Source organism: Bacillus sp. ABR, assembly GCF_056172715.1.
Genome location: NZ_JAOYSL010000002.1, coordinates 808,201 through 831,707 on the forward strand (window position 1 = coordinate 808,201; position 23,507 = coordinate 831,707).

Genomic DNA, 23,507 nt, shown 5'->3' on the forward strand with positions numbered 1-23,507 from the left:
TTCCTATTCTAATCAATATTAACTATGATTAGTATCCGACAACTTTCCCATTTCTAACACCTGTTTCCGCTTATTTTACATAAAAAAGCGTTTTGGCAGACATGCGAAAAGCGTCCAATTTCAAAATTGCACCTATGTGCTATCATACCATGTTTATAAAAAAAATGAAGTGGTTTGTTTAGATCAACTGTTCTAAGTCACTCAGCGTCATGAGTACTTCTCTTGGCTTACTGCCTTTCGCACCAGAAATCATGCCCTCGCGCTCCATCATGTCAATCAGTCTAGCTGCACGATTGTAGCCAATTCTAAATCTTCGCTGCAAACTTGATGTACTAGCGCTATTCTGCTCGATGGCAAAACGGCAGGCATCCATAAACAATTCATCTTCGTCTGTAATCGCAGAGCCTTGAAGCATTAGTTCCTCCTGTTCAAAAAGGAACACTGGCTTGCGCTGCTTTCTCACATGTGCCACCACTTGATCAATCTCACGGTCTGATACAAAGTTCCCTTGCAGCCTTGTCGGCTTGCCGGAGCCATTTTCTAAGAAGAGCATGTCTCCTTTTCCAAGAAGCTTTTCAGCACCGGCCATGTCAATGATCGTTCTTGAATCAACCTGACTTGAAACAGAAAACGCAATTCTTGTTGGGATATTGGCTTTAATGAGACCTGTGATGACATCAACAGAAGGTCTTTGTGTCGCAATCAATAAGTGAATGCCACATGCTCTTGCTTTTTGAGCAATTCGGCAGATGCTTTCTTCGACTTCATTTGGTGCGACCATCATTAAATCAGCCAGCTCATCGATCACCACGACGAGATAAGGTAGTTTTTCACCCATTTGTTTTTCTTTTACAAGCTCATTGAATCGTTTAATTTCTCTCACGCCAGAGTGTGCAAATAGTTCATAGCGTCTTTCCATTTCATCCACTACCCATTTCAGAGCAGCTGTTGCTGTCTTGGCATCGGTAATGACAGGACTCACAAGATGCGGAATGTGATTATACGGCGCTAATTCAACCATTTTAGGGTCAATTAAGAGCATTTTCACTTCATCTGGTGATGCTTTAAACATTAAGCTCACTAAAATCGTATTGATGCAGACACTTTTTCCTGAACCAGTTGCTCCAGCAATTAAGCCGTGCGGCATTTTTTGCAGATCAACCACGACAGGCTGGCCTGAGATATCTAATCCAAGTGCTGCTGTTAAAGGAGATGGATTGTCTCTAAATGCACTGCTTCTGATCATTTCTCTTAAGAACACCATTTTACTGTGCAGGTTTGGCACTTCGATCCCGATCGTGTTCTTTCCTGGAATCGGTGCTTCAATTCGAATATCCTTTGCGGACAAACTAAGTTTAATATCATCTGACAGGTTCGTAATTTTGTTCACTTTGACACCTGGTTCTGGATGTACTTCAAACCTTGTCACAGAAGGGCCCTGTGTGACATGGACAACACTTGCTCTTACATTGAAATTTTTAAGCGTCGCATTAAGCAGCTCTGCCCGCTCTTTCACCCATGTCCCGTCCTCTTCTTTTTGAGCTGGCGGTACATCTAATAGGGCGAGACTTGGAAAAACATACCCTTGTGTGTCGGCTGCTTTCTTTTGCCCTTGCACGCGCTGATCGCTTTTTAACATCATGACATTAAACGGAACCGTAGAGGTTTGACCGCTTGTGCGTGGTGGCTGCGGAGATGTCTGTTTTGGTTCTTCTTTCTTTTCTTCGTGCGTTTGTTCTTGCTGCTCTGTCTGTTCTATGACCGTTTCTACCGGTTCAGATGCAGTTTGTTCTTCTGTTACTTGTTCTACTGGCATCACTTGTTCTTCTTCAATTTCAGCTTCTTGAACCAGCTGATCTTCCTGCAGGTCATGTTGGACTGGCTCAGCTTCTTCATATATTGCCGCGGGCGCTTCTTCTTGTTTGTCTTTTATTGGATCAGCTTCTACTTCTTCCACTGGTTCTGCTGACATATTTTCTGTTAACGCCGCTTCTTCTTCTGCTAGAATGTCTGCTTCCATTTCAATCGCTGGCTGCGAAGGTTCCGGTGTTTCGAAGGTCAACATGTCTATTTCCTCAGTATGATCTTCAAACTGCTCGTCTTTTATTTCTTCTTCATCGCTGGTGGCAGCCTGTTCCGGCTCGGACTGTACCGGTTGCTCCTGATAGACTTCGGCTTGCTGCTTATGTAAATCAGCTTCATGATGATCTTCTGGCTCGTTTTCTTCTAGCTGGAAAGGCTCGTCAGTTAAACGTTCCATCGTCGATTGAACATGATCTTGATAAGCGAGTTCCTCTTCCAATGTATGCGGGGTTACTTCTGGCTCCTTATCCGCTCTCTCTTTTGCTGATGCTGAAACCATTTCCTCGATACGTTTTTCTTTCTGAATAGATGGGATGTTCATTTGCTGCCTGACATTCCGTTCACGCTCTGCCTCTTCTGATAACAGTGTGACACGCTGCGCCGTTTCTTCTGCTGCTTTCCTTTGAACTGATCCTGCTTCTTCTTTTGCTTCTGCCTTTTTTGGACGCATATCCTGATGATAGCCATAGATCGGTGATGGAATTTGCTCTGGCTTGAATGGCTTTTTATTCATATCAGGCTGAAGCGTTTGTTTAGGCTGATAGGTTGTCTGTCTAGTCTTTGACTGTCTTGGTTTGGCGTGTTTTCTCTCCGGCTTCACTCCGTCACGCAGAGGTTCATCTGGAACGAGCGGAAACCGAAAGTTGCCTTTTGGATATTCATAATACACTTTCGTATCTTCGATTTTTTTATATTCTTTATGCTGTTCAAAAGCTGGCTGCTTTGGTGCAGCTAGATCTTCTTCAGGTCTTACAGCTTTTTCTTCTTTCTTTTCTTCTCCTAAAAATACACTAAAAAATTTATCTAACCAACTCATCATTTATCACTCACTTTAACTCCCCTTACGTTTTCTTGGGCGATTTTTAGTATACCATTGCTTTTTCATGCAGAAAAGCGAGAAAAGTGCCGGTTTATGCTGTTCATGCTGTCTGTAGATGAAAAAAAGTCACTAAGTACGTACTTAGTGACTTTTGGTATAACACATTCTTCGCTCCTATGTGCCCGTTTATGGGAGGTTATGCTTTAAAGGGTTCGCCAGCTTGATGGCTTCCATCTAAAACAAGAATCCCTTTTTCAGCAGGTGCGTCTGGAAGATCTAACTCTTTTGCTGAACAAATCATGCCGCTTGATGGAACCCCTCTTAGCTCAGCATCTTTGATGACCATACCGCTTGGCATCACTGCGCCGACTTTCGCCACCACGACATATTGGCCTTGGTCAACGTTTGGTGCACCGCACACGATTTGTAAGGTTTCATCGCCCACATCAACTTGGCAAATGTTTAATTTATCTGCATTCGGATGCTTTTCTTTTTCCTTTACATAGCCGACAACAAATTTTGGTGATAGATCCACAGTCAACGTTTCACTGACACCGTTGCGGTTTAAAATTTCATTGATATCTTGAACAATGGTTTCAGAAAGCGGGACAGATCCGTTTTCTTCAATTTTCATGTAAGTAGATGCATTGAAGATATTAAAGCCTGTTGTTTCTTTTGTTTCTTGATTGAAGATTCGTACAACATCTCCAAACGTCTCATGTCCTACTTCTTCTCTCGTCACATCTTTCAATGAAATAAGGAGTGTGTCGCCTACACCTTCTGCATTATAAAAAACATTCATTCTTCAAAATTCCCTTCTACTGCTGTTTTGGTCTGCTTTTTGCAAGTATAAAGATCGGTTCAAGCTTACCCTCATCATACAAAAATGACAATGCGGTAATCGGAACCGTGCCGCTGGCGAAGAAGCTCATCGACATCTGTCCTAAAATATCATAGCCTGAATCATTGCGAACATCTGCAATGATGAATACATCTTGATGAGGAACAGAAATCGCCATTTGTCCTTCTATTTTTTGCGCGTATTCTTGTAATAACGACTCATTTAAAAGTCTGCTGGCGTCATATCCGTCATTTGCGCGGAAGAAATAAAAAAGGTTGCCTGCCACTTCATCCATTTTCACTACAGTTTCTAGTGAACGGACGTTGAAGCTTGCAGTTTCTCTGATTCGCTCTTTTGTCCAGTTTTCCTTTTGAAGCATCTTTTCATCAATTAATCGGTAGGTGCTTCCAAGGTCAAGTGCATAGTAGATTCTCGTTTCAGCTGTATGCTCATCAAATACGAGCGGAATTCCATCACTTGATGCCTCAGGAAAGGAAGTGGAACGAATGACCGGATAGATCTGCTTTTCTTTTCCTGAAATGTGCTGCGCTTCGCCTTTCATGGCACTCAGCGCTTCTTTCACATAATAAACAATCTCATCAATTGTTTCATCAGGCTTTACTTCCCACTTTGCAATAATTGGCGGGAGCTCTAGTGTGATGCCTTTGCCTGTTTGTTTATCTTCAATACGAAGCGTATCTTTTTCCCGATCAAACTGGTGTGACCAGCTGTCGTTCGTTAGACGGCTTTTGAGTTCATTCGCAAGCTGTCTTGATGTCATTTTTGCCATCGTTTTAGACTCTCCTTTCGTTATTTAGAAAGAGAATCTGTTAAAAATGCTTCAATCTCTTCCTTTGTCTTACGATCTTTGCTGACAAAGCGGTTAATCTCTTGTCCGTTTTTAAAGACTAAAAAGCTTGGAATGCCGTAAATTTCCCACTCTGCACAAGTGTCAATGAACTTGTCTCTATCGACATAGAAGTACTCAAATTCTGGGTAGTTTGCTTCAAGCTCTGGCAAGAATGGCTCAATAAATGTGCAGTCTGGGCACCAGTCAGCTGAAAATAGCAATACCGTTAAGTCTTCTTGAATCACTTTTTGTAATTCTTCGTTAGATTCAATTTTTTTCATGTTTCATTCCTCCAGTTTGTATGGTTAAATCTCCGAATTGTATATAGCCTTTCTTTCTCATCCATTCTGATACTACCAAACTAATCACTGCCGGGCCAACGATATGCAAAAGAGCTATCGCCAGAAATACAGATGGATGAAACCCCATGACGGTGAGGGTCATGAGCTGTCCAACAAGCCCGCTCGTTCCCATTCCCGCTCCTGCCGCATTATTGACCATCCCAAAGCCAATAATACCAATTGGCGCGAGAATCAGGCCAGCAATCGTCGGCGGAATCAGGATGAGGGGGTTTTTCACAATGTTCGAAAGCTGCAACTTTGACGTCCCAATGCCGACAGCCGCAAGCCCGCCAAAGCGATTTTCTCTAAAACCTGCAGCAGCAAAGCCAACCATTTGGGCACAGCAGCCAATCGTTGCAGCACCAGCAGCTGTTCCGCTTAAGTCAAGCATGAGCGCAAGTGCAGCACTTGAAATCGGCGAACTGAGAGCAAGTCCAACAATGGTCGCTACTAGCATGCCCATGATGAGCGGACTTTGGTCTGTCCCCCACATGATAAGTCTGCCAAGCCCTGTCATCATCGCCTGAATGCCAGGACCGATGAAAGCAGCAGTGAAAAAGCCAGTAATAATGGTGACAAGCGGCGTTAAAATAATATCAATTCTTGTCTCACCACTAACCAGTTTGCCTATTTCCACCCCAATTAGAGCAGCCACGAAGCTTCCGGCTGGTCCCCCAAGCTCTGCTCCAGCGGCACCTGAGACAACACTTGCAAAAATGATTAATGGAGAAGCATTTAAGCGATAAGCAACTGCTACGCCAATTGCCGGTCCCATCAGACCCATAGCAAGCGTACCCATTTTCACAATGAGAGAAAGTGATAACAGACCGCCTGCTGTTTTTAAAATCAGACCTACCACTAATGTAGCAAATAGACCTAAAGCCATATAAGAAAGTGCATCAATGAAATACACCTTTGGCGAAAGGGAGATCCCCTTTCTTTTCAAATAAGTCATCAACGTCGTCTTCCTGCTTTCTCATAGGAAAGACGAAGAGGCCTGTCCTTCCCATTATATGTAGTATTCTTACGATGAAAAATTGTCTCTACCATGAATATCATAATCATATTTTTTTTGCTTTATCAAGCACTTCTTGTGTAACATGAAAAGAAACAGGACAAACCTTTACTAAGTTTGTACAAAAGGAGGAGTTCGTTATGCAATTAACTGTTTATTTAGCTGGAGAAATTCATAGCCAGTGGCGCGATGAAATCAAGGAAAAAAGCCAATCTTTGAAGCTTCCGGTGACATTTGTCGGTCCGATGGAGAATCATGACCGCTCAGATAACATCGGTGAGGATATTTTAGGTGAGCAGCCGAATGCCATTTTCAAAGATGATGCAGCTTCTGATTTGAACAATTTTCGTACTGAAATTTTATTAAACAAAGCAGATGTCGTCATTGCGCGCTTTGGTGAGAAATATAAACAGTGGAACACAGCCATGGATGCGTCTGCTGCAATTGCAAAAGGGAAACCTCTTATTTTAATCCGTCCAAAAGAGCTGCACCATCCATTAAAGGAACTTTCAAACAAAGCGAATATCACTGTGGAAACCGTGAATCAAGCGATCAAGGCATTATCTTACGTGTTTGAACAGCAATAGCTAAAAGCGTGTTAGACAACCTTTGCAGCACCGTCTCGCAATGAATGCGAGGGTTTGTCTACATACTAAAGGCTGCTCTCATTGAAGAGGCAGCCTTTTTCTATGACATTTATACCTGTTGATAAATAGAATCCACTGTGCTTCGATCACAATTTTTGACAAGGCGGACAATTAATTCTTTTGCCGCTGCGTAATCATCCACATGCAAAACAGAATGACTTGTATGAATGTAGCGTGCGCAAACACCAATGACAGCAGAAGGCACACCTTGGTTTGAAATATGAACACGTCCAGCGTCCGTACCACCCGGTGATACGAAATATTGATATGGGATGTTGTTTGTCTCAGCAGTATCGAGTACAAAGTCTCTCATTCCACGGTGCGTAATCATTGTCCGGTCAAAAATACGCAGAAGTGTACCTTTTCCAAGCTGGCCGAACTGTGTTTTGTCACCTGTCACATCGTTTGCAGGACTTGCATCTAAAGCGAAGAAAAGATCCGGCTGAATCATATTTGCAGCTACCTCAGCTCCTCTAAGCCCTACTTCCTCTTGAACAGTTGCTCCTGAATACAGCTGACATGAAAGTGATTCGTCTTTTAATTCTTTTAATAATTCAATCGCAAGGCCGCAGCCATAGCGGTTATCCCAAGCCTTCGCTAAAATCTTTTTTGGATTCGCCATTGGGGTAAATACCGTTGCAGGAACGATTTGCTGTCCTGGGCGAACGCCAAGCTCTTTTGCCTCTTCTTCACTGTCTGCACCAATATCAATAAGCATATCTGACGGTTTCACAGGTTTGCTTTTTTGTTCTGGTGTGAGAAGGTGAGGAGGTGTACTCGAGACGACACCAGGAATTGGACCCTGATCGGTATGTACGTCTACACGCTGCGCCAGCATGACTTGACTCCACCAGCCGCCAAGTGTTTGAAAACGAATCATTCCGTTTTTCGTGATCGATGAGACCATGAATCCGACTTCATCCATATGACCAGCTACCATAATTTTCGGTGCGTTTTCCGGCCCTTTGCGTACGCCAAACACTCCGCCAAGGCGGTCTTGAATGAGTTCATCAGAATATTTCTCAAGTTCTTTTTTCATAAAAGCACGCACATGGTGCTCATTTCCTGGAGTTCCCTGTAATTCTGTTAAATTTCGGAAAAGCGACAATGTTTCTTCGTTCATTCTACAGTTTACCTCGTTTCTATGTAATGACCATATATATTCCTATAAAAATAACACTCACTTTATACTATAAGAATTCTTTCGGTTTTCCAAGTATCTCTCTAAAAATTTTGAATATGCTTTCAAGTATTCGGATTCCTTAACATCAATGGACAAGTTTTGTATAATGGAAAAAACAGCAATACGGAGGTGCAGCACGTTGAAGTTAAAACATGTTTTGATTGGTGCGAGTATTGGAGTAGCCGCTGCAATTGTTGCAAAGAAAGTATTTTTCCCTACGTATATCTCATCTGAAAAAGCATTAAAAATTGTGAAATCTGCTTTTAAACAGCGCGGCCCGATTGATGGCTCTTGGATTTATACTGTACCAGAACCGTATACCGTAAATGGTGAAACGATTGATGTGTACAAATCTGGCATTACCCGCTCTGCCTTTGGCGAGCTTGAACAGTATGAAGTGATGATTGATGCCAAAACAGGCATGATCGTTGATGTAATTGATTCTGTTGCTTGATCAAGAAAGCTTCGCAAAGACATGTCCTTGCGAAGCTTTTTTTATATGGCTTTGATTTTTTTGTACACAGGATGCCACATCGCGTCCTGCACAGCCTGAATAAGATCATCAGGCGTTTCTTCTGCTATTCCTTCATCAATTGCTGCCTGCGCCACGCGGACGGCCACTGTTGCTGAAACGGTTCGAAGCTGATCGACACTTGGCAGCATCGCTGCACCCGGCTTCCCCACATTGACCATGCTTGCAATGGCTTCAGCACTCGCAACAAACATACTGTCTGTCATCAACCTGGCTTTTGACACAATCGTGCCTAGACCAAGACCTGGGAAGACAAGGGCATTATTCGCTTGTCCAATTTCATATGTGACACCGCCATATTCGACAGGATCAAATGGGCTTCCCGTTGTCACAAGTGCGCGTCCTTCAGTCCACTCGATCAGATCTTGCGGCTTTGCTTCTGAAAGAGGTGTCGGATTCGACATCGGTAAAATCGCAGGGCGCTCCACGTGAGACGCCATTTCTTTTACAATTTCCTCTGTAAATGCTCCTCCGACCGTCGAGGTGCCAATTAAGATTGTAGGTTTCGCCTGTTTGACGACCTCTAATAGATCAATCGAATGCTTTGGACCATTACGGGCATAATCCTTTACTTCGTCAGAACGTCTTGCATACGGCTTTTGAAATGGCTGAATGTCAGGTGAATCATCTGTGAGCAGCCCCGTTTTATCAATACACCAGAAATGATCATAGGACTCCTCTTCTTTGACTCCGTCTCTGACGATCGCATCACGGATTTGCTCGGCTATGCCAATACCTGCCGTACCCGCTCCAAAAATGACGATACGGTGATCTTTCAGCGGGACCTTCGAAGCTTTTGCACATGCCATAACTGCAGCAAGTGAAACGGCGCCAGTTCCTTGAATGTCATCGTTAAATGTACAAATGCGGTCCTTATATTTTTCCAATATCGCACGGGCATTCTTTGTACCAAAATCTTCCCAGTGAAGAAGTGCATTTGGGAAAGTAGCACGGGCAAGCTCGACATATTGATCAATGAACTGATCATAGCGCTCTCCTCGAACGCGGGAGTGCTGATTGCCAACATAAAGCGGATCATTTAAGAGACTTTCCTGGTTCGTCCCGGCATCAAGCACTACCGCCAGCACGCGGCTAGGATCAATGCCTGCTGCAGCTGTATAAACAGCAAGTTTCCCGACTGAAATGGCAATCCCGCCAACGCCCCAGTCTCCGATGCCTAAAATACCTTCTGCATCAGTTGCAACGATTAAATCAATTGATTCATCGACACCATAAGAAGCAAAAATCTCTTCCATGCCTTCCAGATCATCAATCGATAAATAAAGCCCTCTCGGCTTCCGATACTCATGGCTATAACGCTGAATAGCCGTTCCTACAGTCGGCGTGTAGACAATCGGAAGCATTTCCGCCAAGTGCTCATTAAGTAATTTGTAAAAAAGCACTTCGTTTCTATCATGAAGTGATGTTAAATACACATTTTTCCCTAGCTCATCCGGCTGTGCCTTGAACTGCTCATATGCACGCTTTGCTTGATCCTCTAAAGTTAAAACCTTAGGCGGAAGAAATCCCTTTAACCCGAGCTCCTTCCGCTCTTCCTTTGTAAATGCAACCCCTTTGTTTAAATAAGGGACTGACATGACTTCCATCCCTCTTAATGGTGTTTCGATCACATCACCATGTACACGATAAAATTGGTTCACCTGCACTCTTCCTTTCACAAGTTCATTTTGTCGTTATTTTGTGTGAAAGGCGAAAAAAACATACAGATGATCTTTTATCTTCCTGTTTCTCTTTTGATTTCGTGTGTAATCTGCCCGTCTTCGTCCCATTTTACAGCACGATAAATGGCATCATGATAAAACAAATACCACGCATTTTTTTCTTCTGCAAATGCCTGCCACTTTTGCTTGGCTGGAATCGACGTCATTGGGTAATCATCATATGCCAAAACCCAGAGTGGATTTTTATGAGCGTGTGTAGGCATGATATCAGCTAAATGAATCGCTGTTTCGCCCTCACTTGTGAGCGTTAAAATACTATGACCATTGCTATGGCCGCCTGTATGATGCAGCTCAATTCCTTCTGTCACTTCGATGCTTTCTTCAAATGTGACCACTTGATCTGCCACAGGCTCCCAGTTTTCTTTCCAATATGTATTTCTTGAGCGAATGTTCGGCGCTCTCATTTCATCCCATTCGATTTTCGATGTGATGATTTTTGCCTGCTGAAAAACAGACACAAGCTTATCGCCTTCACGTTTTGTTAATCCGCTGGCATGATCAAAGTGCAGGTGTGTCATTAATACGTAATCTATATCTGATGGGCGCAGGCCAAGGGCCGCTAGAGATTCTTCCAATTTGGTTTCCTCTGTCACGCCGTAATTGCGTTTTTGTTTATCTGTCAGCTTCCCTGATCCGATGCCGGAATCCACTAACAGATGCAGTCCCTTCCACCGAATGAGAATTGGATCACATCGTAATTCAATTTGATTGCGTTCATTAACCGGGTATTTTTTTGACCATAAAGGCTTTGGCACGACACCGAACATCGCACCGCCGTCCATGTGCGTATCTCCCCCGTTTAACCAAAACAGTTCCATTTCACCTATTTTCATTGTCTCCATTGCTGTCATCCCTCCTTTTTCTATCGTAGCAAATACAGCCAAAAATCGCATGCACCAATCTTTTCATAAAAAAAGCTGACTGCAATTTTTTTGCAGCCAGCTTGATGTCACTTGTTATTCTGGGAATTTGACTTCTGATCGATAGATGGGTTGTCCCATAGATGAGAATTTCTCTTCATATTCAGTCATCACATTTCCTTCTAAGCCGTCCTCATGTAAATCTAGGCTGACATACGTTAAAAGAAGGCCATAGGCAGAAAAACTTTTTAAGGAATATTCAAATAACCCGCGGTTATCAGTTTTGAAATGTAATTCACCGCCTGGACGAAGGATATGTTCATATCGCTCTAAAAAGGTTTTAAACGTCAATCTGCGCTTTTCGTGTCTTGCTTTTGGCCATGGATCAGAGAAATTCAAATACACCCGGTCAATCTCATTTTCCGCAAACACATCTGTCAGCGTCTCAGCATTGATGTTCAAAAGCTTTACATTTTCAACATCTGTCTCTTTGATTTTATCTACTGCCGTCACAATGACACTTTTAAATAATTCAATGCCAATATAGTTGATATCAGGATGAAGCTTGCCCATTCCAGCAATAAAGCTCCCTTTTCCTGTCCCAACTTCGATATGGATTGGATGATCATTTCCAAACAGCTCATGCCATTTCCCTTTATATTGCTCGGGACTTGCTAAAGCAATATGAGCATTCTCAGCTAAGTAATCATCAGCCCATGGTTTATGTCGCATTCTCAATTTGATACACCTCTATTTTCTTTACATTTTATCAAGATACCATGAAACATAAAGACCCGCAAGACAGCATCTTCTATGTCCATATAAAAAGACCAGCCCTTCGCTTGAGCTGGTCTGCCGCATGTATAAATTGGGCGCTGATTGCACAGTTTAACCTCATAAATGACACGCAGGAAAGGAGCATTTATATGGGTTTAAACCGTCAACATCAGCTTCAATTAATCAAAGATATTTTAACCGATCACCAGCTGGATTGCTGCGGGACTGTTGCAGAATATGAACAGGTGGGACGCGTAATTCAATTAATGCTGGCAAAAGAAGATCTGGATCCCGACATTCGTCAGCTGTTAACAGATATTTATGATTACAGCCTAAAGGGCACCTCTGTCAGTTCAATTGATGCACATATCGAGGAGCATCAATCACATCTGTCTGAGTGGGTCGAAAACATTCCACTGTCTTAATGGATGTTTAACCTTTTTAAGAGTGCATTTAGCTCCGCTTGCACTTCTTTTTGCGCCTTTTCATTCCCTTTTCTTTTATGCCAAACGACAAACGATACGGTTTCAGCGAGCACGTACCACGCCATGCGCTTTCGCAAGTTGTCCGTCAGCGGGGCGCCGTACATAGAGAGCCAGCTTTCCCAGTTCTCTTCCTCAACATAATGGTATAAAAGCGGTCCAAGATCAATCGCTGGGTCTGCAATCATCGCCCCATCCCAATCAATCAAATAGAGCTGGTTTTCATCTGTCAGCAGCCAATTATTATGATTGAGATCACAATGACAGACGACCTTGTCCTCAAAATGGACAGCCTCCACATGCTTCTCTAAATACTGGATGGCACGCGTGATGTCTTGTGAAACAATTTGCTCGTTTAATATGGACTGTTTTAGATGCATCAGAATGGATTCTGGATCTAGAGAGTGCTTCTCTAATCGTTTCAACATATCGAGCAATTCTTTTGATGTATGAATTTTTCTTAGCTGCTCTGCTACAGGACGATCATTCATGTCCTTTGGCTTCAGCTCTCTGCCGCTCAGCCAGTGCTGTGCAGTAATTACATCTCCATTTTCCATCCGTTTTGTCCAGACAAGCTTCGGCACAATGCCTTCAGCTGACAAAACCGCAAGAAACGGTGACGTATTGCGTTTTAAAAATAGCTTTTGGTCATTGTGTGTTGCAAAGTACGCATCTCCCGTAGCGCCTCCAGCCGGAGAGATGTGCCATTCGCTACCTAATATTTGTCCCAACCAGTTCATATCAATTTTCAACCCATCATTTCTTAAAATATTTTAAATCTTGCTTTTTTAGTCGACAAAATTCAGCCGATTGAGGATCAATTGGCTGTTTCTTTTTTTATTTATATGATCATAAAAACAAAAAGGACAGCTATTGAGAATGAGATGCTAAACAATAGCCGTCCTTTAGATTTTATCGTTACCTTCTTATACTCGTCAAGCAAAACTAAAAAATCAGGACAAGAACCTTACGAAAAAGAAGCCTTTTTTCATGGTTCTTTGACTGCGGACATACCGCAAGTTATTTAAGCACGTAATTTTAAGGATCGTTCACTTGCCTTCACAAAGACAGGCGTTGCACCGATCACTTCTCCATCTGCGTGAAATAAGATTTTTTCATCTGCTTCTAAGTACGCTTCCTCATGCTGAAACAGGGTAACCCCCTTCATCCCAAGGTGCTTTCGAAACACCATTGCACTTAGAAACAAGAGGACTTTGAATGGATTCAAATCTGTGACAACCATCGTTTGAAAACCTGGCTGCCTTGCACTCACTTCTGGTGCTGCTTCCAGCCCTCCTCCGTAATAAGGGTGATTGCATACGATCACAAACCACACTTGTCGAAAGACTTTCTTCTCATTTTCAATAAATAACGCAAGATCAAATGGGTTAAACGACCATAGAGAATGGAGAAATGACAGCGGGTAGATGATAAAGCCAAGCCCCAGCCGTTTCAGCCACTTTTTCCCTCTAAAATGCACCGTTTTCCTCAGCACATGTGCGTCAAAACCCACACCGATATGATTGAGAAAAAGAACAGATTGCGGACTTTCGGCATGATCTTGAAAGGAGCCGAGAGAAAATGTTTTGGTGAGCATTCTCTTTTGCTTTTTCACTTCTTTTAGGACATCATGACGATGGATACCGAGACCCTTCGCAGCATCATTCCAATGACCAGCAGGGACAAAACTAAGCTGCACATGATCGATTTCCTTTAAGCCATTCAGCACTTCATGAATCGTTCCGTCACCGCCAATAACAATCAATCGCTTCAGCCTGTCATCCTGCATGGCACTGATTTGTCTTGCCAAAACTTCTGCATGGCCTTCATGCTGGGTGAGAAACGATCGATAAGAGACCTCCACCTTTTGTAATTCTTTCTCTATGCTCCTCCATGTGCGGAGTCCTTTTCCATGTCCTGCTTCTGGATTAACGATAAAGTACCATTCATTCATATATTAGCTCCACTCGAGTCTCATTTTTCGTGACCTTCCATCATGCCTTTAATCGAGCCATTCTTGCCTTCTTTTGCTGTCTGTTTCACCATAAGCAAGCAGCGCCTTTGTCGCCTTAAATTGCTGATGTTTTGTCGGCGCCGTATTTTTCCGCTGCTTTTCAAACCACTCTTCTGCCTTCTTCTTATCGATAACCTCCATCCCATATGGAACTTCAGGTAAATCAATATAAGAGGTTCGGCTGATGAGGATTTTTTTCACAGGAAGGTCTACACCACTTTGCTGTAAGATCTTTGACACAACGGTGCCAGAACGCAGAAGGCTTGCACAAGGATTTAAGACGGACTGAACAGCTTTCCCAGTCGCCCGTTTTTCCCAAAAACGTTCCTTCGTTCCGATATAGACGCTGTCTGGCTCGGCCTCTAAGAAGAATAAACAGATTACTTCGAGCGGCGTTATGAGTATCGGACATAATTCCATCTCAGCTTTTTGAATGAGCAGAACCGGCTTGTACATCACAAAATAAGAATCTGGAAGCTGCCTCGCAAGCATTCGCAGCTTTTCATCATATCGAATATGATGGGAGACAGTTGAAATATGTGAAATCGTTGAGCTCGCCCATTTTAATTGCACTTCAAAGAGATGATCCTTAAAAAAGTGAATCAGCTTCGTTTCATCGGTAGGGACGTTTCTGAAAACCCCTTGCTCTATATCTGTCGGCTCGTTAAAAAGACTCAGGTCCCGTTCCTTTTTCATATCGGCTTCTTTTTGCTTTCTCTTTAAGGAGAATTTCTTTCTCTTTTCTTCCTCCTGTTCAGGCGCTTGTTGAGGAATTTGGTCAAATGGTTGCTGCGCCTCCTCTTTTGAAGCCTTTTTCAACTCGTCCCATCTTTGTTTTTTCAACCGATTGAATTGATTGATGTAGTGATGCGGGTCTTGTTCATATCGTGATATATAATCTTGAATTTTGATAATTTGCGCCATCTGCTGCTCACTCCAACTTCTAGAATCATTTATGTAATGTAAATTGTTTGATTGCGTGATAACGAGGGGTTTCCTTCGGACGTATTTCAAATAGAGTGATACGCGAAACCTCCATCACATATGGCTCTTTGCGTAAAGGCGCTTGTTCTTCATAAAGGTCATCCGCATTCCATTTGCGTGCAATCGTCATATGCGGATGAAACGGTCTCTTTTCAACAGGGTGTCCTGCTGACAAGACGGCCTCCTTTACCTTTTCTCTTAAATACATGAGCGGCTCACTTTCATGAGGCTTTGCAAAAAAGACTCTCGGGCGTTCCTTCGCACCAAACTGCCCTACCTCATTCAGCTCTAGTGGAAATGCAGATGCTTCATTTGAAAGGAGGTCAAGCAGCCGGATGATCTTTTTTAAACGCTCTTCTGGAATGGCGCCTAAAAAGACAAGGGTTACATGATAATCATGTGGTGCTGTCCATTTTTGAAAGAACAGTCCGCTCCTTTGATCAATGTCTTGTTTGATTTGATGCGCAAGTTGTTCAGGGATGTGAATCCCTATAAAATAATGACGGTTTTCTGACACAATATCACCTGTCCTTTTTTAACAAACTTTACGAATCCCCATTGATGATAGTATAACTAAAGAAATGCGGAATGAGAAGAAAGGGTGTCATCTGATGAAAGTTGCACAAAATATAGCTGAGCTGATTGGCGATACACCGCTTGTCAAATTACAGCGGCTCCAGCCAGAAAATGCGGCGGCTGTTTACTTAAAGCTGGAATCATTTAATCCTAGCGGAAGTGTCAAAGACCGCGCCGCTTACAATATGATCGTTGAGGCAGAAAAACAAGGGAAACTCACAAAAGGAGCAACCATTATTGAACCTACGAGCGGGAATACAGGGATTGGTTTAGCCATGAATGCTGCCGCAAGAGGCTACAAAGCTATCCTTGTCATGCCTGATACGATGACAAAGGAAAGAATCAATATTTTGAAGGCATACGGGGCGCAGGTCGTCTTAACCCCAGGAGAAGAAAAAATGCCAGGCTGCATCCGCAAGGCGGAAGAACTGGCTGCTCAAATTCCTCACAGCTTTATTCCGATGCAATTTGACAATAGAGCAAACCCAGATGCACATAGAGGAACAACAGCGGTCGAAATCATGGAAGCTGTGAAACAACTTGGACAGCCCCTTGGCGCCTTTATCGCAACAGCTGGAACTGGCGGTACTATTACAGGAACTGGAGAGGAATTAAAAAAGGCATTCCCTCATTTAACCATCCGTGTAGCAGAACCTGAGGGATCTCCAGTCTTATCTGGCGGGGAACCTGGCAAACATAAGCTCGTTGGCACAAGCCCAGGATTTATCCCCCACATCTTAAACGAGGATGTCTATGATGAGATCGTCCAAGTAAGCGACGAAGATGCGTACCACATCACACGGGAGCTCGCTATGCTTGAAGGCATTTTAGTAGGCCCATCCTCTGGGGCGGCTTGCTATGCAGCCATTGAAACAGCGAAGCAATTGCCGGCAGATCAAATCGTGATCTGTATGACAGCAGATACGGGTGAACGATACTTATCAAGTGATGTTTTTCAAGATTAAAAAAGGAACAGGGCGATGAATCCCTGTTCCTTTTTCTCTTTCACGGTTAAGATGCTTAGACAGATTTCACCTCAGCCTGCTCCCCTGTGACGAGTAAAGCCTGTTCATCAGTAAGCGGACATAAATCAAGTGTCTCCTGATACTTCTCTATGATTTGCTCCGCAGCCTCGCCTAAATAGGCATTGTGCATATGCGGTACTGGATAGCGGCTTATTTCATTGAAACCTTGAAATGATGAAAGCTCCGGCGCCTTCTCCTGCTCATCCATCATGGAGATATATTCAATGCTCGGCGCCATAATGATACTCCCCGCAGACTCTCCGATGTACAGCTTGCCTTTGTTGATTTCTTCTTTTAACACGTCATCGAGACGCTGCTTTCTTAACTCCTGCAATAAATAAAAAGTGTTGCCTCCTGAAACATAGATCACATCATTTTGTTTGATCATCTGTGTGATCTCTTCTACGGATTGTTCATCTACCTGCACAGTCTCAAGCTGCATGCCTAATTTCTGAAAGGCTTCCTTCGCTGCCTCCACATAGTGCGTGACTTCTTCTACAGCACTTGCCGTTGGAAAGAAAGTCACACGCTTACCTTTTAATGATTCACCTGCAAAGTCAGACAAGAGAGAATAACTGTCTTTGAATGAAGAGCATAAGAACATTTTTTTCACTATGAATCCCCTCTTCTCTTTTCCAATTTCTATTTTGCTAATTCATACATAGCTTGTGCATAAAGAGCTGCTGCTCTTAGTAAGTCATCAATTTCAATATATTCATCCTTTTGATGGGCGCAGTCTGGTCTGCCAGGAAATAGAGGTCCAAACGCAACGCCAGCTTCTAAAGATCTCGCATACGTTCCTCCCCCAATGGCAATAAGGGTTGCAGGATCTCCCGTTTGCTCCTCATATACCCGCTGCAAGGTTTTCACAAGCGGATGATCTTTTGAGACGTGATGCGGAGGGCTGTCTTCGAATTTTAGAAGGGACGCCCCTTTGATGCTTTCAATTCCTTTTTTGACGTCCTTGCCGTCTACAGTTACTGGATAGCGTACATTTAACCCTAGCTTTGCTTCCTCATTCTGTTTATAGCGGATTGTCCCAACATTCAATGTCAAATCTCCACTAATATCATCTTTGCAAGCAATTCCCAGATTTTTCCCTCTTGTATCCTGATCAAATAAAGCATTGATTTGGGAAGTAAAGGCAAGTCCCTGCTCATCTAATTCATGTCCGCATAAGAAATTCGCCATATGAATGCCCGCATTTGTCCCATGCGCCGGCTCCATGGCATGAACGGATACCCCTTTTAATGTAAAATGCAGTCCATCCGCTGTGCTTTTTACCTCACCAGTTAATTGATGATCAGCAAGATAGGCTTCGAAGGCCGTTTTTAATGATTCAGCATCGTGTGCCTGTGCAGCAGTCACAGCAGCAGCTGCCTCATCTGGCACCATATTGAGCCTCATACCCGATGTAAATTGCTTCAGCGTATAGCGCTGTTGATTCGATGGTTGTTGATATGTAAATGACAGGATGGCATCAATAATCCCTTTTTCCGCATGAATAATCGGAAAATCGGCGTCTGGTGCAAATCCAATTTGCGGCATTGCCTCATGCTTGAAATAATGGTCCACACAGCGCCAATCACTTTCTTCATCTGTCCCAATGATCATTCTGATTTTTTTCGACAGCTGCAGACCAGAATCTTTTAAGATCTTCAGCGCATAGAACGCTGCCATGGTTGGGCCTTTGTCATCAATAGCTCCGCGTGCAAAGATTTTATTTTCTCTGATATCCGCTGAAAATGGCGGGGTTGTCCAGCCGTCGCCAGCAGGCACAACGTCCACATGGCACAGCACACCCACGATGTCTTCGCCTTCCCCGTATTCAATATGACCTGCATAGCCGTCGACATTCTTGACTTTGAAGCCTTCGTCTTCCCCTTTTTTCAGCATATACTTGAGGGCATCATCAACTTTTTCACCAAATGGCTTTCCTTCTTTGCCGCCTTCTTCATCAAGGACACTTTCAATTTGTAAGAAAGATTGTGTGTCCTTGATCAAGTCATCTTTTTTTCGTATTACTTCAGCTTCCCAATTCATTTTTTCCATTCCTCCTTGAAAAAAGGTTGCAATCCACCCTTAAAACGAATATTATATAAATTGTTTTGTAATAATGTTCGTAAATGGAGGATTTTATGTTTCAGTTAAAAGAAAATCAAACCAACATAAAGAAAGAAATCATCGCTGGTATGACGACATTCTTTACCATGGTCTATATTGTTGCCGTCAACCCAGGAATTCTTTCAAAAGCAGGTATTCCTTTTGACCAAGTCTTTACTGCAACAATCATCGCTGCTGTCGTCGGTACCCTCTGGATGGCACTCTTTGCAAATTATCCGATTGCCATTGCACCAGGCATGGGGCTGAATGTCTATTTCACCTTTACCGTTGTCGGCGGTGGCGGCATCAGCTATCAAACAGCGTTTAGTGCGGTATTTGTTGCTGGTATACTCTTTATTATTTTATCGTTAACATCCCTTAGAAAACAACTCATTCAAGCCATTCCAGATAATTTAAAGTACGGCATTACAGCAGGAATCGGGCTTTTCATTGCGTTCATCGGCCTCCGTCAGTCTGGAATCATTGCTGCTGATCCAGAAAACCTTGTGAAGCTTGGCAATTTAAGCTCGCCTGTTGTCGTTTTAACGCTTGTCGGCTTAATGATTTCGGTTATATTAATGGTTCTGCAAATAAATGGTGCACTGTTTATCGGCATGTTAGCGACTACATTGATTGCGCTCGCAACAGGCCAGCTTCATTTCCCTAAAATGCTGATGGACGTCCCTGCACTGCCTGAAGGCATGCTGATTACCAATCCAATCGCTGCTTTTGGTGATGTGTTCTCTCATCATTTATATGCTGTCGTCTTCTCCTTCTTACTGGTGACGATTTTTGATACAACAGGCACTATGATCGGCGTTGCCGAACAAGCCGGATTAATGAAAAACGGCCAGCTTCCAAAAGTGCGCAGAGCCCTGCTCGCTGACTCTGCTGCAACAACGGTTGGTTCTATGTTTGGTACAAGTCCAACCACTGCTTATATTGAGTCATCATCAGGAGTTGCTGCTGGCGGAAGAACTGGGCTGACTTCTTTAACAGTCGCTGCACTGTTTATTGTGGCATTATTTTTTGGCCCGCTCGTTCAAGCGATTTCGTCTTTACCATCCATCACATCACCTGTTTTAATCATTGTTGGCTGCTTGATGATGAATTCGGTGTCACGCATTCACTGGAACGAACTAGACGAAGCATTCCCTGCTTTTCTTGTCATTCTTTCGATGCCGCTGACTTCTAGTATCTCTACAGGAATTTCACTTGGATTTATTTCATATCCGCTTGTGAAATTGGCGAAAGGGAAATGGAGAGAAGTACATGTGCTTGTTCTCATCTTTGCGGTCTTATTTTTCATTCAGCTCTTTTTCTTAGAAGGATAACAGAAACAAAAAAGGCACATCCTTACATGGAATGTGCCTTTTTTGGCCTTCACTGAATTTTTTATTTTGTAAATTTTCTGAGTTTATTTTTCGAACGTTTGAACGTGGCAGCTTCTATCATATCCCTTATCATTATTGGGTTGTAACCGGATTCAAATCATGATATATACCATATTTCATTTCATGAAGACAAGTTTAAAAACACGTAAAGTTGACTTTTTGGTGGAACTAGATGCATAATAACGTGTATAATAGAATAAAACATTAAGAAACACGAACATTTACCATTGTTGCATGTCCTTATTTCGCAGTTTTAGTGTAGTAAGTTGTGGTTAGTCAAGTCCATCCGATCTTATTGATAGGGAGTGGTTTTTTGAAACCTTCAACAAACCGTATGATGACTCGAATTAAATCAGTTTATATGTTCATTCAAGAGAAAGGTCTTGTGACGACACAAGAGCTGGTTGATGAATTCGGGATCACACCTAGAACCATTCAAAGAGACTTAAACGTGCTTGCCTATAACGATCTTGTTCATAGTCCAAGCAGAGGCAAATGGGAAACAACGAGAAAAAAAGTAAAAATATCATCTTAAGCGTATAATGAATTGTCCATATAACAAAAAGAACCGGCGATATGCCGGTTCTTTTCTTTTGCAGATTGTTGACAAAGGGCTAAAATGATTTTTATTTTAGCCCTTTGTCTTCTTTTCAGCGTGATAGAAAACCTTTGAAGTCTAGGAAGAACGAGCACTGGCGCGGAGCGAATTTAACATTCGTGAGCACCAGCGCGCAGGACTGACAAAGAATGCGAGGGTTTGTCTACACGCTGAAGAACCGGCGATATGCCGGTTCTTTTCTTTTGTTCTTATGTTATTCACGATTCATTAAGCTGTCTAATTCTTCATCCGTCAATTCACGGTACTCTCCAGGTGCTAGATCTTCATCTAATGAGACAGCCCCCATTGTGAGCCTTTTTAAAAAGATCACTTCATTTCCCACCGCTTGGGCCATCAGCTTCACTTGATGGTACTTCCCTTCAGTAATCGTCAATCGGATGCGTGTATCTTCCTCTTCATTCGCATCTACTTCGACCTTCGCCGGCTTCGTGTGATAATCATCTAAGATAACAACACCCTCTTCAAGACGCTTAATGTCTTGATCACCTAAAGGATATTTCAAATGAACTTCGTACGTTTTTGGCACATGCTTTTTTGGAGAAAGTAATTGATGAGCAAGCTGGCCATCATTTGTGAGGAGAAGGAGACCGACCGTATCCTTATCCAGTCTCCCCACAGGAAATGGCTCCCTTGCGATATCCTCCGGCTCGAGTAAATCCACAACCGTTTCATCCCGCAGATCTTCAGTGGCTGAAATCACCCCGTCCGGTTTGTTCATCATTAAGTAAATGAATTCTTTATATTCTACACGCTCTCCGTGTACGAGCACTTCATCATTTGATGGATCAACATGATCTTTCACCTGCTTCGCCACTTCCCCATTCACTGTGACCGCCCGGGCCTTGACAAGCTTTTTCACATCTTTTCTTGAACCAAAGCCGCTGTTAGCAAGTAATTTATCAAGCCTCATGAATATCTACCTCTTCTTAACTCTTTTTTCTTAAAAATTTCGGCATACGGCTGCCAAGTACACGCTCTAGTAATCCCACCTTATAAGATAAGAACATATACACACCGCCGCCAGTGATCATGGAAATCAAAATGACGATACCCGCTTGTACTATTCCGCCTTCATAAGAAATCACTTGGCTCACAAGCTGACATGTCACATAAGCCACCACAGCCATGATCGCCGTTAAAATACCAATCAGAATAAAACGTTTGAAAATTCTGCGGAACGAATAGCCAGCATGGCGTTTAATCATGATAAACATATACAAGATAGATGCACTGTAGCCTAATGCCGTTGCCAGTACAGAACCATTTCCTTGCAGCCAGCTGATCAGCGGGATGTTCAGAACCGTTTTAATAATGATCCCTAACAAAAGACTAACGATAGCAAATTTTTGTTTGTTAATCCCTTGCAGAATCGCTGCATTAATGGTGAATAAAGAAAACAATAATGCAACAGGTGCATACCAGAACAAAATGGAGATCCCAATCTCAGGGTGAACTGATGGATAGAAAAACCAATAAACCGGTCCAGCCAATGCTGAGATACCAAATGATGCAGGCAGTACGAAAAATAAAATGATCTGCATCGTCTGGTCAATTTGTCTATTGAGCAGCTTATAATTACGTGCTGTAAATGATTCTGTAATCGTCGGAATCAAGGTTAAGCCAAACGCTGTTGCAAGTGACACAGGAATCATTACAAGCTTCGGTAAATATAACGTCACAATGGACAATACCGCTGTACTTATATCCTGATGCCCTGATGCAATCATGGCTCTGTTAATTGTGTTTGTATCAATATAAGAGTAAATTGGAATCGCAAGTCCAACAAATACATAAGGCGCCGCATAGCTAAACAGCTCTGTAAACATTTGCTTATAAGATAAATCAGAGTGAGCGCCTGTATTCGGCTGCATAGATAAGAGCCGGTCCTTCCGCTTCAGCCAATATAAATAAAGCGTAAATAAACCGCCAAATGCACCGATCAGTGCGGCAAATGTTGCATACCCGACAGCAATGACAAGCCCGCCGTCAAGCACCTTTAAAATAATAAACGTCGCCGTTAATAGGAAGATGATTCTGACAAGTTGTTCAATCACTTGGGAAACAGCTGTTGGTCCCATCATGGAGTGCCCTTGGAAGAAACCCCGTACAAGACTCATGATCGGCACAACCAAAAGGCCTAAGCTGACCATCCGAATCACATATACCACTTGATCGACAGTCAAACCGCCTGTTTCATTTGATCCGCCAAGCTGAATCTTGGCAAAAATCGGTGCGGACAAATATAAAATAGAAAAGGCGATAATCCCGGTGACAAGCATGACCGACATACCCGCCCTGAACATTTTTCTTGTTGTCTCATAATCGCCGATCGCATTATATTTGGAAACAAATTTTGATACCGCTGTTGGAAAACCAAGCGTAGCAATACTTAAAAAGATCGTATACTGATTGTATCCATATTGAAATAGCGCACCACCAGTAGCTCCAACCATTGCGCTAAATGGAATTAAATAAATCATACCAAGAATACGAGAGAGATACGTCCCTATCGTTAAAACCAACGTACCACGAAGCAGTTTATTAGACATGCGCTTAACCACCATTTTTCTAATGAATATTCAACTTAACTATTTTACCACATCAACTCAACACACAGGTA

23 protein-coding genes are annotated in these 23,507 nt (G+C 42.8%); 6 read left to right on the forward strand and 17 right to left on the reverse strand.

Going from position 1 to position 23,507, the window contains the following annotated elements:
• Nucleotides 1–178: 178 nt before the first annotated feature.
• The 5 genes from OIT90_RS09580 to OIT90_RS09600 all read right to left on the reverse strand — a co-directional run bounded on the left by OIT90_RS09580 (nucleotide 179) and on the right by OIT90_RS09600 (nucleotide 5,889).
• Nucleotides 179–2,902 carry a DNA translocase FtsK gene (locus tag OIT90_RS09580; protein ID WP_474892478.1) on the reverse strand — a complete coding sequence of 908 codons (2,724 nt, stop codon included), beginning with the start codon at nucleotides 2,900–2,902 and terminating at the stop codon, nucleotides 179–181.
• Nucleotides 2,903–3,098: 196 nt separating this feature from the next.
• Nucleotides 3,099–3,704, reverse strand: coding sequence for a YtpR family tRNA-binding protein (ytpR, locus tag OIT90_RS09585; RefSeq protein ID WP_024424858.1), 606 nt, complete (start codon nucleotides 3,702–3,704; stop codon nucleotides 3,099–3,101).
• 16 nt (nucleotides 3,705–3,720) lie between these two features.
• Entirely contained in the window at nucleotides 3,721–4,533 is an 813-nt protein-coding gene (locus tag OIT90_RS09590) for a DUF1444 domain-containing protein (protein WP_048239116.1), read from the reverse strand.
• 20 nt (nucleotides 4,534–4,553) lie between these two features.
• Nucleotides 4,554–4,874, reverse strand: a complete 321-nt coding sequence (locus tag OIT90_RS09595) for a thioredoxin family protein (protein WP_024424860.1) — start codon at nucleotides 4,872–4,874, stop codon at nucleotides 4,554–4,556.
• A complete protein-coding gene (locus OIT90_RS09600; RefSeq protein WP_039180697.1) occupies nucleotides 4,861–5,889 on the reverse strand; it encodes a PTS sugar transporter subunit IIC in 1,029 nt (342 codons plus the stop codon). Before OIT90_RS09600 ends, OIT90_RS09595 begins: the two co-directional genes overlap by 14 nt.
• A 200-nt stretch (nucleotides 5,890–6,089) precedes the next feature.
• Between OIT90_RS09600 and OIT90_RS09605 the strand changes: the two genes are divergently transcribed.
• Nucleotides 6,090–6,536, forward strand: coding sequence for a YtoQ family protein (locus OIT90_RS09605; RefSeq protein WP_024426182.1), 447 nt, complete (start codon nucleotides 6,090–6,092; stop codon nucleotides 6,534–6,536).
• A gap of 109 nt (nucleotides 6,537–6,645) precedes the next feature.
• Here the strand turns inward: OIT90_RS09605 and OIT90_RS09610 are convergent, their stop codons facing one another.
• Complete coding sequence (locus tag OIT90_RS09610) at nucleotides 6,646–7,719, reverse strand: M42 family metallopeptidase (RefSeq protein ID WP_474892479.1); 1,074 nt, start codon at nucleotides 7,717–7,719, stop codon at nucleotides 6,646–6,648.
• 199 nt (nucleotides 7,720–7,918) lie between these two features.
• Between OIT90_RS09610 and OIT90_RS09615 the strand changes: the two genes are divergently transcribed.
• Nucleotides 7,919–8,233, forward strand: coding sequence for a PepSY domain-containing protein (locus OIT90_RS09615; protein WP_003217759.1), 315 nt, complete (start codon nucleotides 7,919–7,921; stop codon nucleotides 8,231–8,233).
• Between the two features lie 41 nt (nucleotides 8,234–8,274).
• Here the strand turns inward: OIT90_RS09615 and OIT90_RS09620 are convergent, their stop codons facing one another.
• From OIT90_RS09620 to trmB, 3 genes are all read right to left on the reverse strand, one after another.
• Nucleotides 8,275–9,972 carry an NAD-dependent malic enzyme gene (locus OIT90_RS09620; protein ID WP_081258405.1) on the reverse strand — a complete coding sequence of 566 codons (1,698 nt, stop codon included), beginning with the start codon at nucleotides 9,970–9,972 and terminating at the stop codon, nucleotides 8,275–8,277.
• 74 nt (nucleotides 9,973–10,046) lie between these two features.
• Nucleotides 10,047–10,895: a YtnP family quorum-quenching lactonase gene (locus OIT90_RS09625; protein ID WP_058838257.1), complete on the reverse strand. Its 849-nt coding sequence runs from the start codon at nucleotides 10,893–10,895 to the stop codon at nucleotides 10,047–10,049.
• A gap of 114 nt (nucleotides 10,896–11,009) precedes the next feature.
• Complete coding sequence (gene trmB / locus OIT90_RS09630; protein ID WP_024424866.1) at nucleotides 11,010–11,651, reverse strand: tRNA (guanosine(46)-N7)-methyltransferase TrmB; 642 nt, start codon at nucleotides 11,649–11,651, stop codon at nucleotides 11,010–11,012.
• 188 nt (nucleotides 11,652–11,839) lie between these two features.
• On the opposite strand from trmB, the gene OIT90_RS09635 reads away from it, so the two are divergent.
• Nucleotides 11,840–12,115 carry a YtzH-like family protein gene (locus tag OIT90_RS09635; protein ID WP_474892480.1) on the forward strand — a complete coding sequence of 92 codons (276 nt, stop codon included), beginning with the start codon at nucleotides 11,840–11,842 and terminating at the stop codon, nucleotides 12,113–12,115.
• On the opposite strand, the gene OIT90_RS09640 is transcribed toward OIT90_RS09635, so the two are convergent.
• The 4 genes from OIT90_RS09640 to thpR form a co-directional block, all read right to left on the reverse strand.
• Complete coding sequence (locus OIT90_RS09640; protein ID WP_186366062.1) at nucleotides 12,112–12,912, reverse strand: phosphotransferase family protein; 801 nt, start codon at nucleotides 12,910–12,912, stop codon at nucleotides 12,112–12,114. The two genes, OIT90_RS09635 and OIT90_RS09640, sit on opposite strands and share 4 nt — an antisense overlap.
• Nucleotides 12,913–13,196: 284 nt before the next feature.
• Nucleotides 13,197–14,126: a YegS/Rv2252/BmrU family lipid kinase gene (locus OIT90_RS09645; protein WP_474892481.1), complete on the reverse strand. Its 930-nt coding sequence runs from the start codon at nucleotides 14,124–14,126 to the stop codon at nucleotides 13,197–13,199.
• A gap of 48 nt (nucleotides 14,127–14,174) precedes the next feature.
• The gene (locus OIT90_RS09650; RefSeq protein ID WP_144494624.1) at nucleotides 14,175–15,110 is read right to left on the reverse strand and encodes a hypothetical protein; all 936 of its coding nucleotides are present in this window, start codon (nucleotides 15,108–15,110) and stop codon (nucleotides 14,175–14,177) included.
• A gap of 25 nt (nucleotides 15,111–15,135) precedes the next feature.
• A complete protein-coding gene (thpR, locus tag OIT90_RS09655; protein ID WP_474892482.1) occupies nucleotides 15,136–15,687 on the reverse strand; it encodes an RNA 2',3'-cyclic phosphodiesterase in 552 nt (183 codons plus the stop codon).
• Between the two features lie 94 nt (nucleotides 15,688–15,781).
• Between thpR and cysK the strand changes: the two genes are divergently transcribed.
• On the forward strand, nucleotides 15,782–16,711 hold the full coding sequence (gene cysK / locus OIT90_RS09660; RefSeq protein WP_474892483.1) for a cysteine synthase A: 930 nt from the start codon (nucleotides 15,782–15,784) through the stop codon (nucleotides 16,709–16,711).
• Between the two features lie 55 nt (nucleotides 16,712–16,766).
• Here cysK and OIT90_RS09665 read toward each other — a convergent pair whose 3' ends face one another.
• Nucleotides 16,767–17,384: a Type 1 glutamine amidotransferase-like domain-containing protein gene (locus OIT90_RS09665; protein ID WP_474892484.1), complete on the reverse strand. Its 618-nt coding sequence runs from the start codon at nucleotides 17,382–17,384 to the stop codon at nucleotides 16,767–16,769.
• A 29-nt stretch (nucleotides 17,385–17,413) separates the two neighbouring features.
• Nucleotides 17,414–18,814, reverse strand: a complete 1,401-nt coding sequence (pepV, locus tag OIT90_RS09670) for a dipeptidase PepV (protein WP_474892485.1) — start codon at nucleotides 18,812–18,814, stop codon at nucleotides 17,414–17,416.
• A 95-nt stretch (nucleotides 18,815–18,909) separates the two neighbouring features.
• Between pepV and OIT90_RS09675 the strand changes: the two genes are divergently transcribed.
• Entirely contained in the window at nucleotides 18,910–20,208 is a 1,299-nt protein-coding gene (locus OIT90_RS09675) for an NCS2 family permease (RefSeq protein ID WP_268464435.1), read from the forward strand.
• A gap of 373 nt (nucleotides 20,209–20,581) precedes the next feature.
• Nucleotides 20,582–20,803, forward strand: coding sequence for a DeoR family transcriptional regulator (locus OIT90_RS09680; RefSeq protein ID WP_008356419.1), 222 nt, complete (start codon nucleotides 20,582–20,584; stop codon nucleotides 20,801–20,803).
• Nucleotides 20,804–21,080: 277 nt separating this feature from the next.
• Here OIT90_RS09680 and OIT90_RS09685 read toward each other — a convergent pair whose 3' ends face one another.
• Nucleotides 21,081–21,797, reverse strand: coding sequence for a pseudouridine synthase (locus OIT90_RS09685; protein WP_047203498.1), 717 nt, complete (start codon nucleotides 21,795–21,797; stop codon nucleotides 21,081–21,083).
• Nucleotides 21,798–21,813: 16 nt separating this feature from the next.
• Nucleotides 21,814–23,436 (reverse strand): putative polysaccharide biosynthesis protein, encoded by a 1,623-nt coding sequence (locus tag OIT90_RS09690; protein ID WP_047203499.1) that lies wholly within the window; start codon nucleotides 23,434–23,436, stop codon nucleotides 21,814–21,816.
• Between the last annotated feature and the right edge of the window lie 71 nt (nucleotides 23,437–23,507).

What these genes read in the sequence shown, in the direction of transcription:
- OIT90_RS09580 (WP_474892478.1), bottom strand. Translation starts at nt 2,902, where the DNA reads ATGATGAGTTGGTTAGATAAATTTTTTAGTGTATTTTTAGGAGAAGAA.
- ytpR (WP_024424858.1), bottom strand. Translation starts at nt 3,704, where the DNA reads ATGAATGTTTTTTATAATGCAGAAGGTGTAGGCGACACACTCCTTATT.
- OIT90_RS09590 (WP_048239116.1), bottom strand. Translation starts at nt 4,533, where the DNA reads ATGGCAAAAATGACATCAAGACAGCTTGCGAATGAACTCAAAAGCCGT.
- OIT90_RS09595 (WP_024424860.1), bottom strand. Translation starts at nt 4,874, where the DNA reads ATGAAAAAAATTGAATCTAACGAAGAATTACAAAAAGTGATTCAAGAA.
- OIT90_RS09600 (WP_039180697.1), bottom strand. Translation starts at nt 5,889, where the DNA reads ATGACTTATTTGAAAAGAAAGGGGATCTCCCTTTCGCCAAAGGTGTAT.
- OIT90_RS09605 (WP_024426182.1), top strand. Translation starts at nt 6,090, where the DNA reads ATGCAATTAACTGTTTATTTAGCTGGAGAAATTCATAGCCAGTGGCGC.
- OIT90_RS09610 (WP_474892479.1), bottom strand. Translation starts at nt 7,719, where the DNA reads ATGAACGAAGAAACATTGTCGCTTTTCCGAAATTTAACAGAATTACAG.
- OIT90_RS09625 (WP_058838257.1), bottom strand. Translation starts at nt 10,895, where the DNA reads ATGGAGACAATGAAAATAGGTGAAATGGAACTGTTTTGGTTAAACGGG.
- OIT90_RS09635 (WP_474892480.1), top strand. Translation starts at nt 11,840, where the DNA reads ATGGGTTTAAACCGTCAACATCAGCTTCAATTAATCAAAGATATTTTA.
- OIT90_RS09640 (WP_186366062.1), bottom strand. Translation starts at nt 12,912, where the DNA reads ATGAACTGGTTGGGACAAATATTAGGTAGCGAATGGCACATCTCTCCG.
- OIT90_RS09645 (WP_474892481.1), bottom strand. Translation starts at nt 14,126, where the DNA reads ATGAATGAATGGTACTTTATCGTTAATCCAGAAGCAGGACATGGAAAA.
- OIT90_RS09650 (WP_144494624.1), bottom strand. Translation starts at nt 15,110, where the DNA reads ATGGCGCAAATTATCAAAATTCAAGATTATATATCACGATATGAACAA.
- cysK (WP_474892483.1), top strand. Translation starts at nt 15,782, where the DNA reads ATGAAAGTTGCACAAAATATAGCTGAGCTGATTGGCGATACACCGCTT.
- pepV (WP_474892485.1), bottom strand. Translation starts at nt 18,814, where the DNA reads ATGAATTGGGAAGCTGAAGTAATACGAAAAAAAGATGACTTGATCAAG.
- OIT90_RS09675 (WP_268464435.1), top strand. Translation starts at nt 18,910, where the DNA reads ATGTTTCAGTTAAAAGAAAATCAAACCAACATAAAGAAAGAAATCATC.
- OIT90_RS09685 (WP_047203498.1), bottom strand. Translation starts at nt 21,797, where the DNA reads ATGAGGCTTGATAAATTACTTGCTAACAGCGGCTTTGGTTCAAGAAAA.
- OIT90_RS09690 (WP_047203499.1), bottom strand. Translation starts at nt 23,436, where the DNA reads ATGTCTAATAAACTGCTTCGTGGTACGTTGGTTTTAACGATAGGGACG.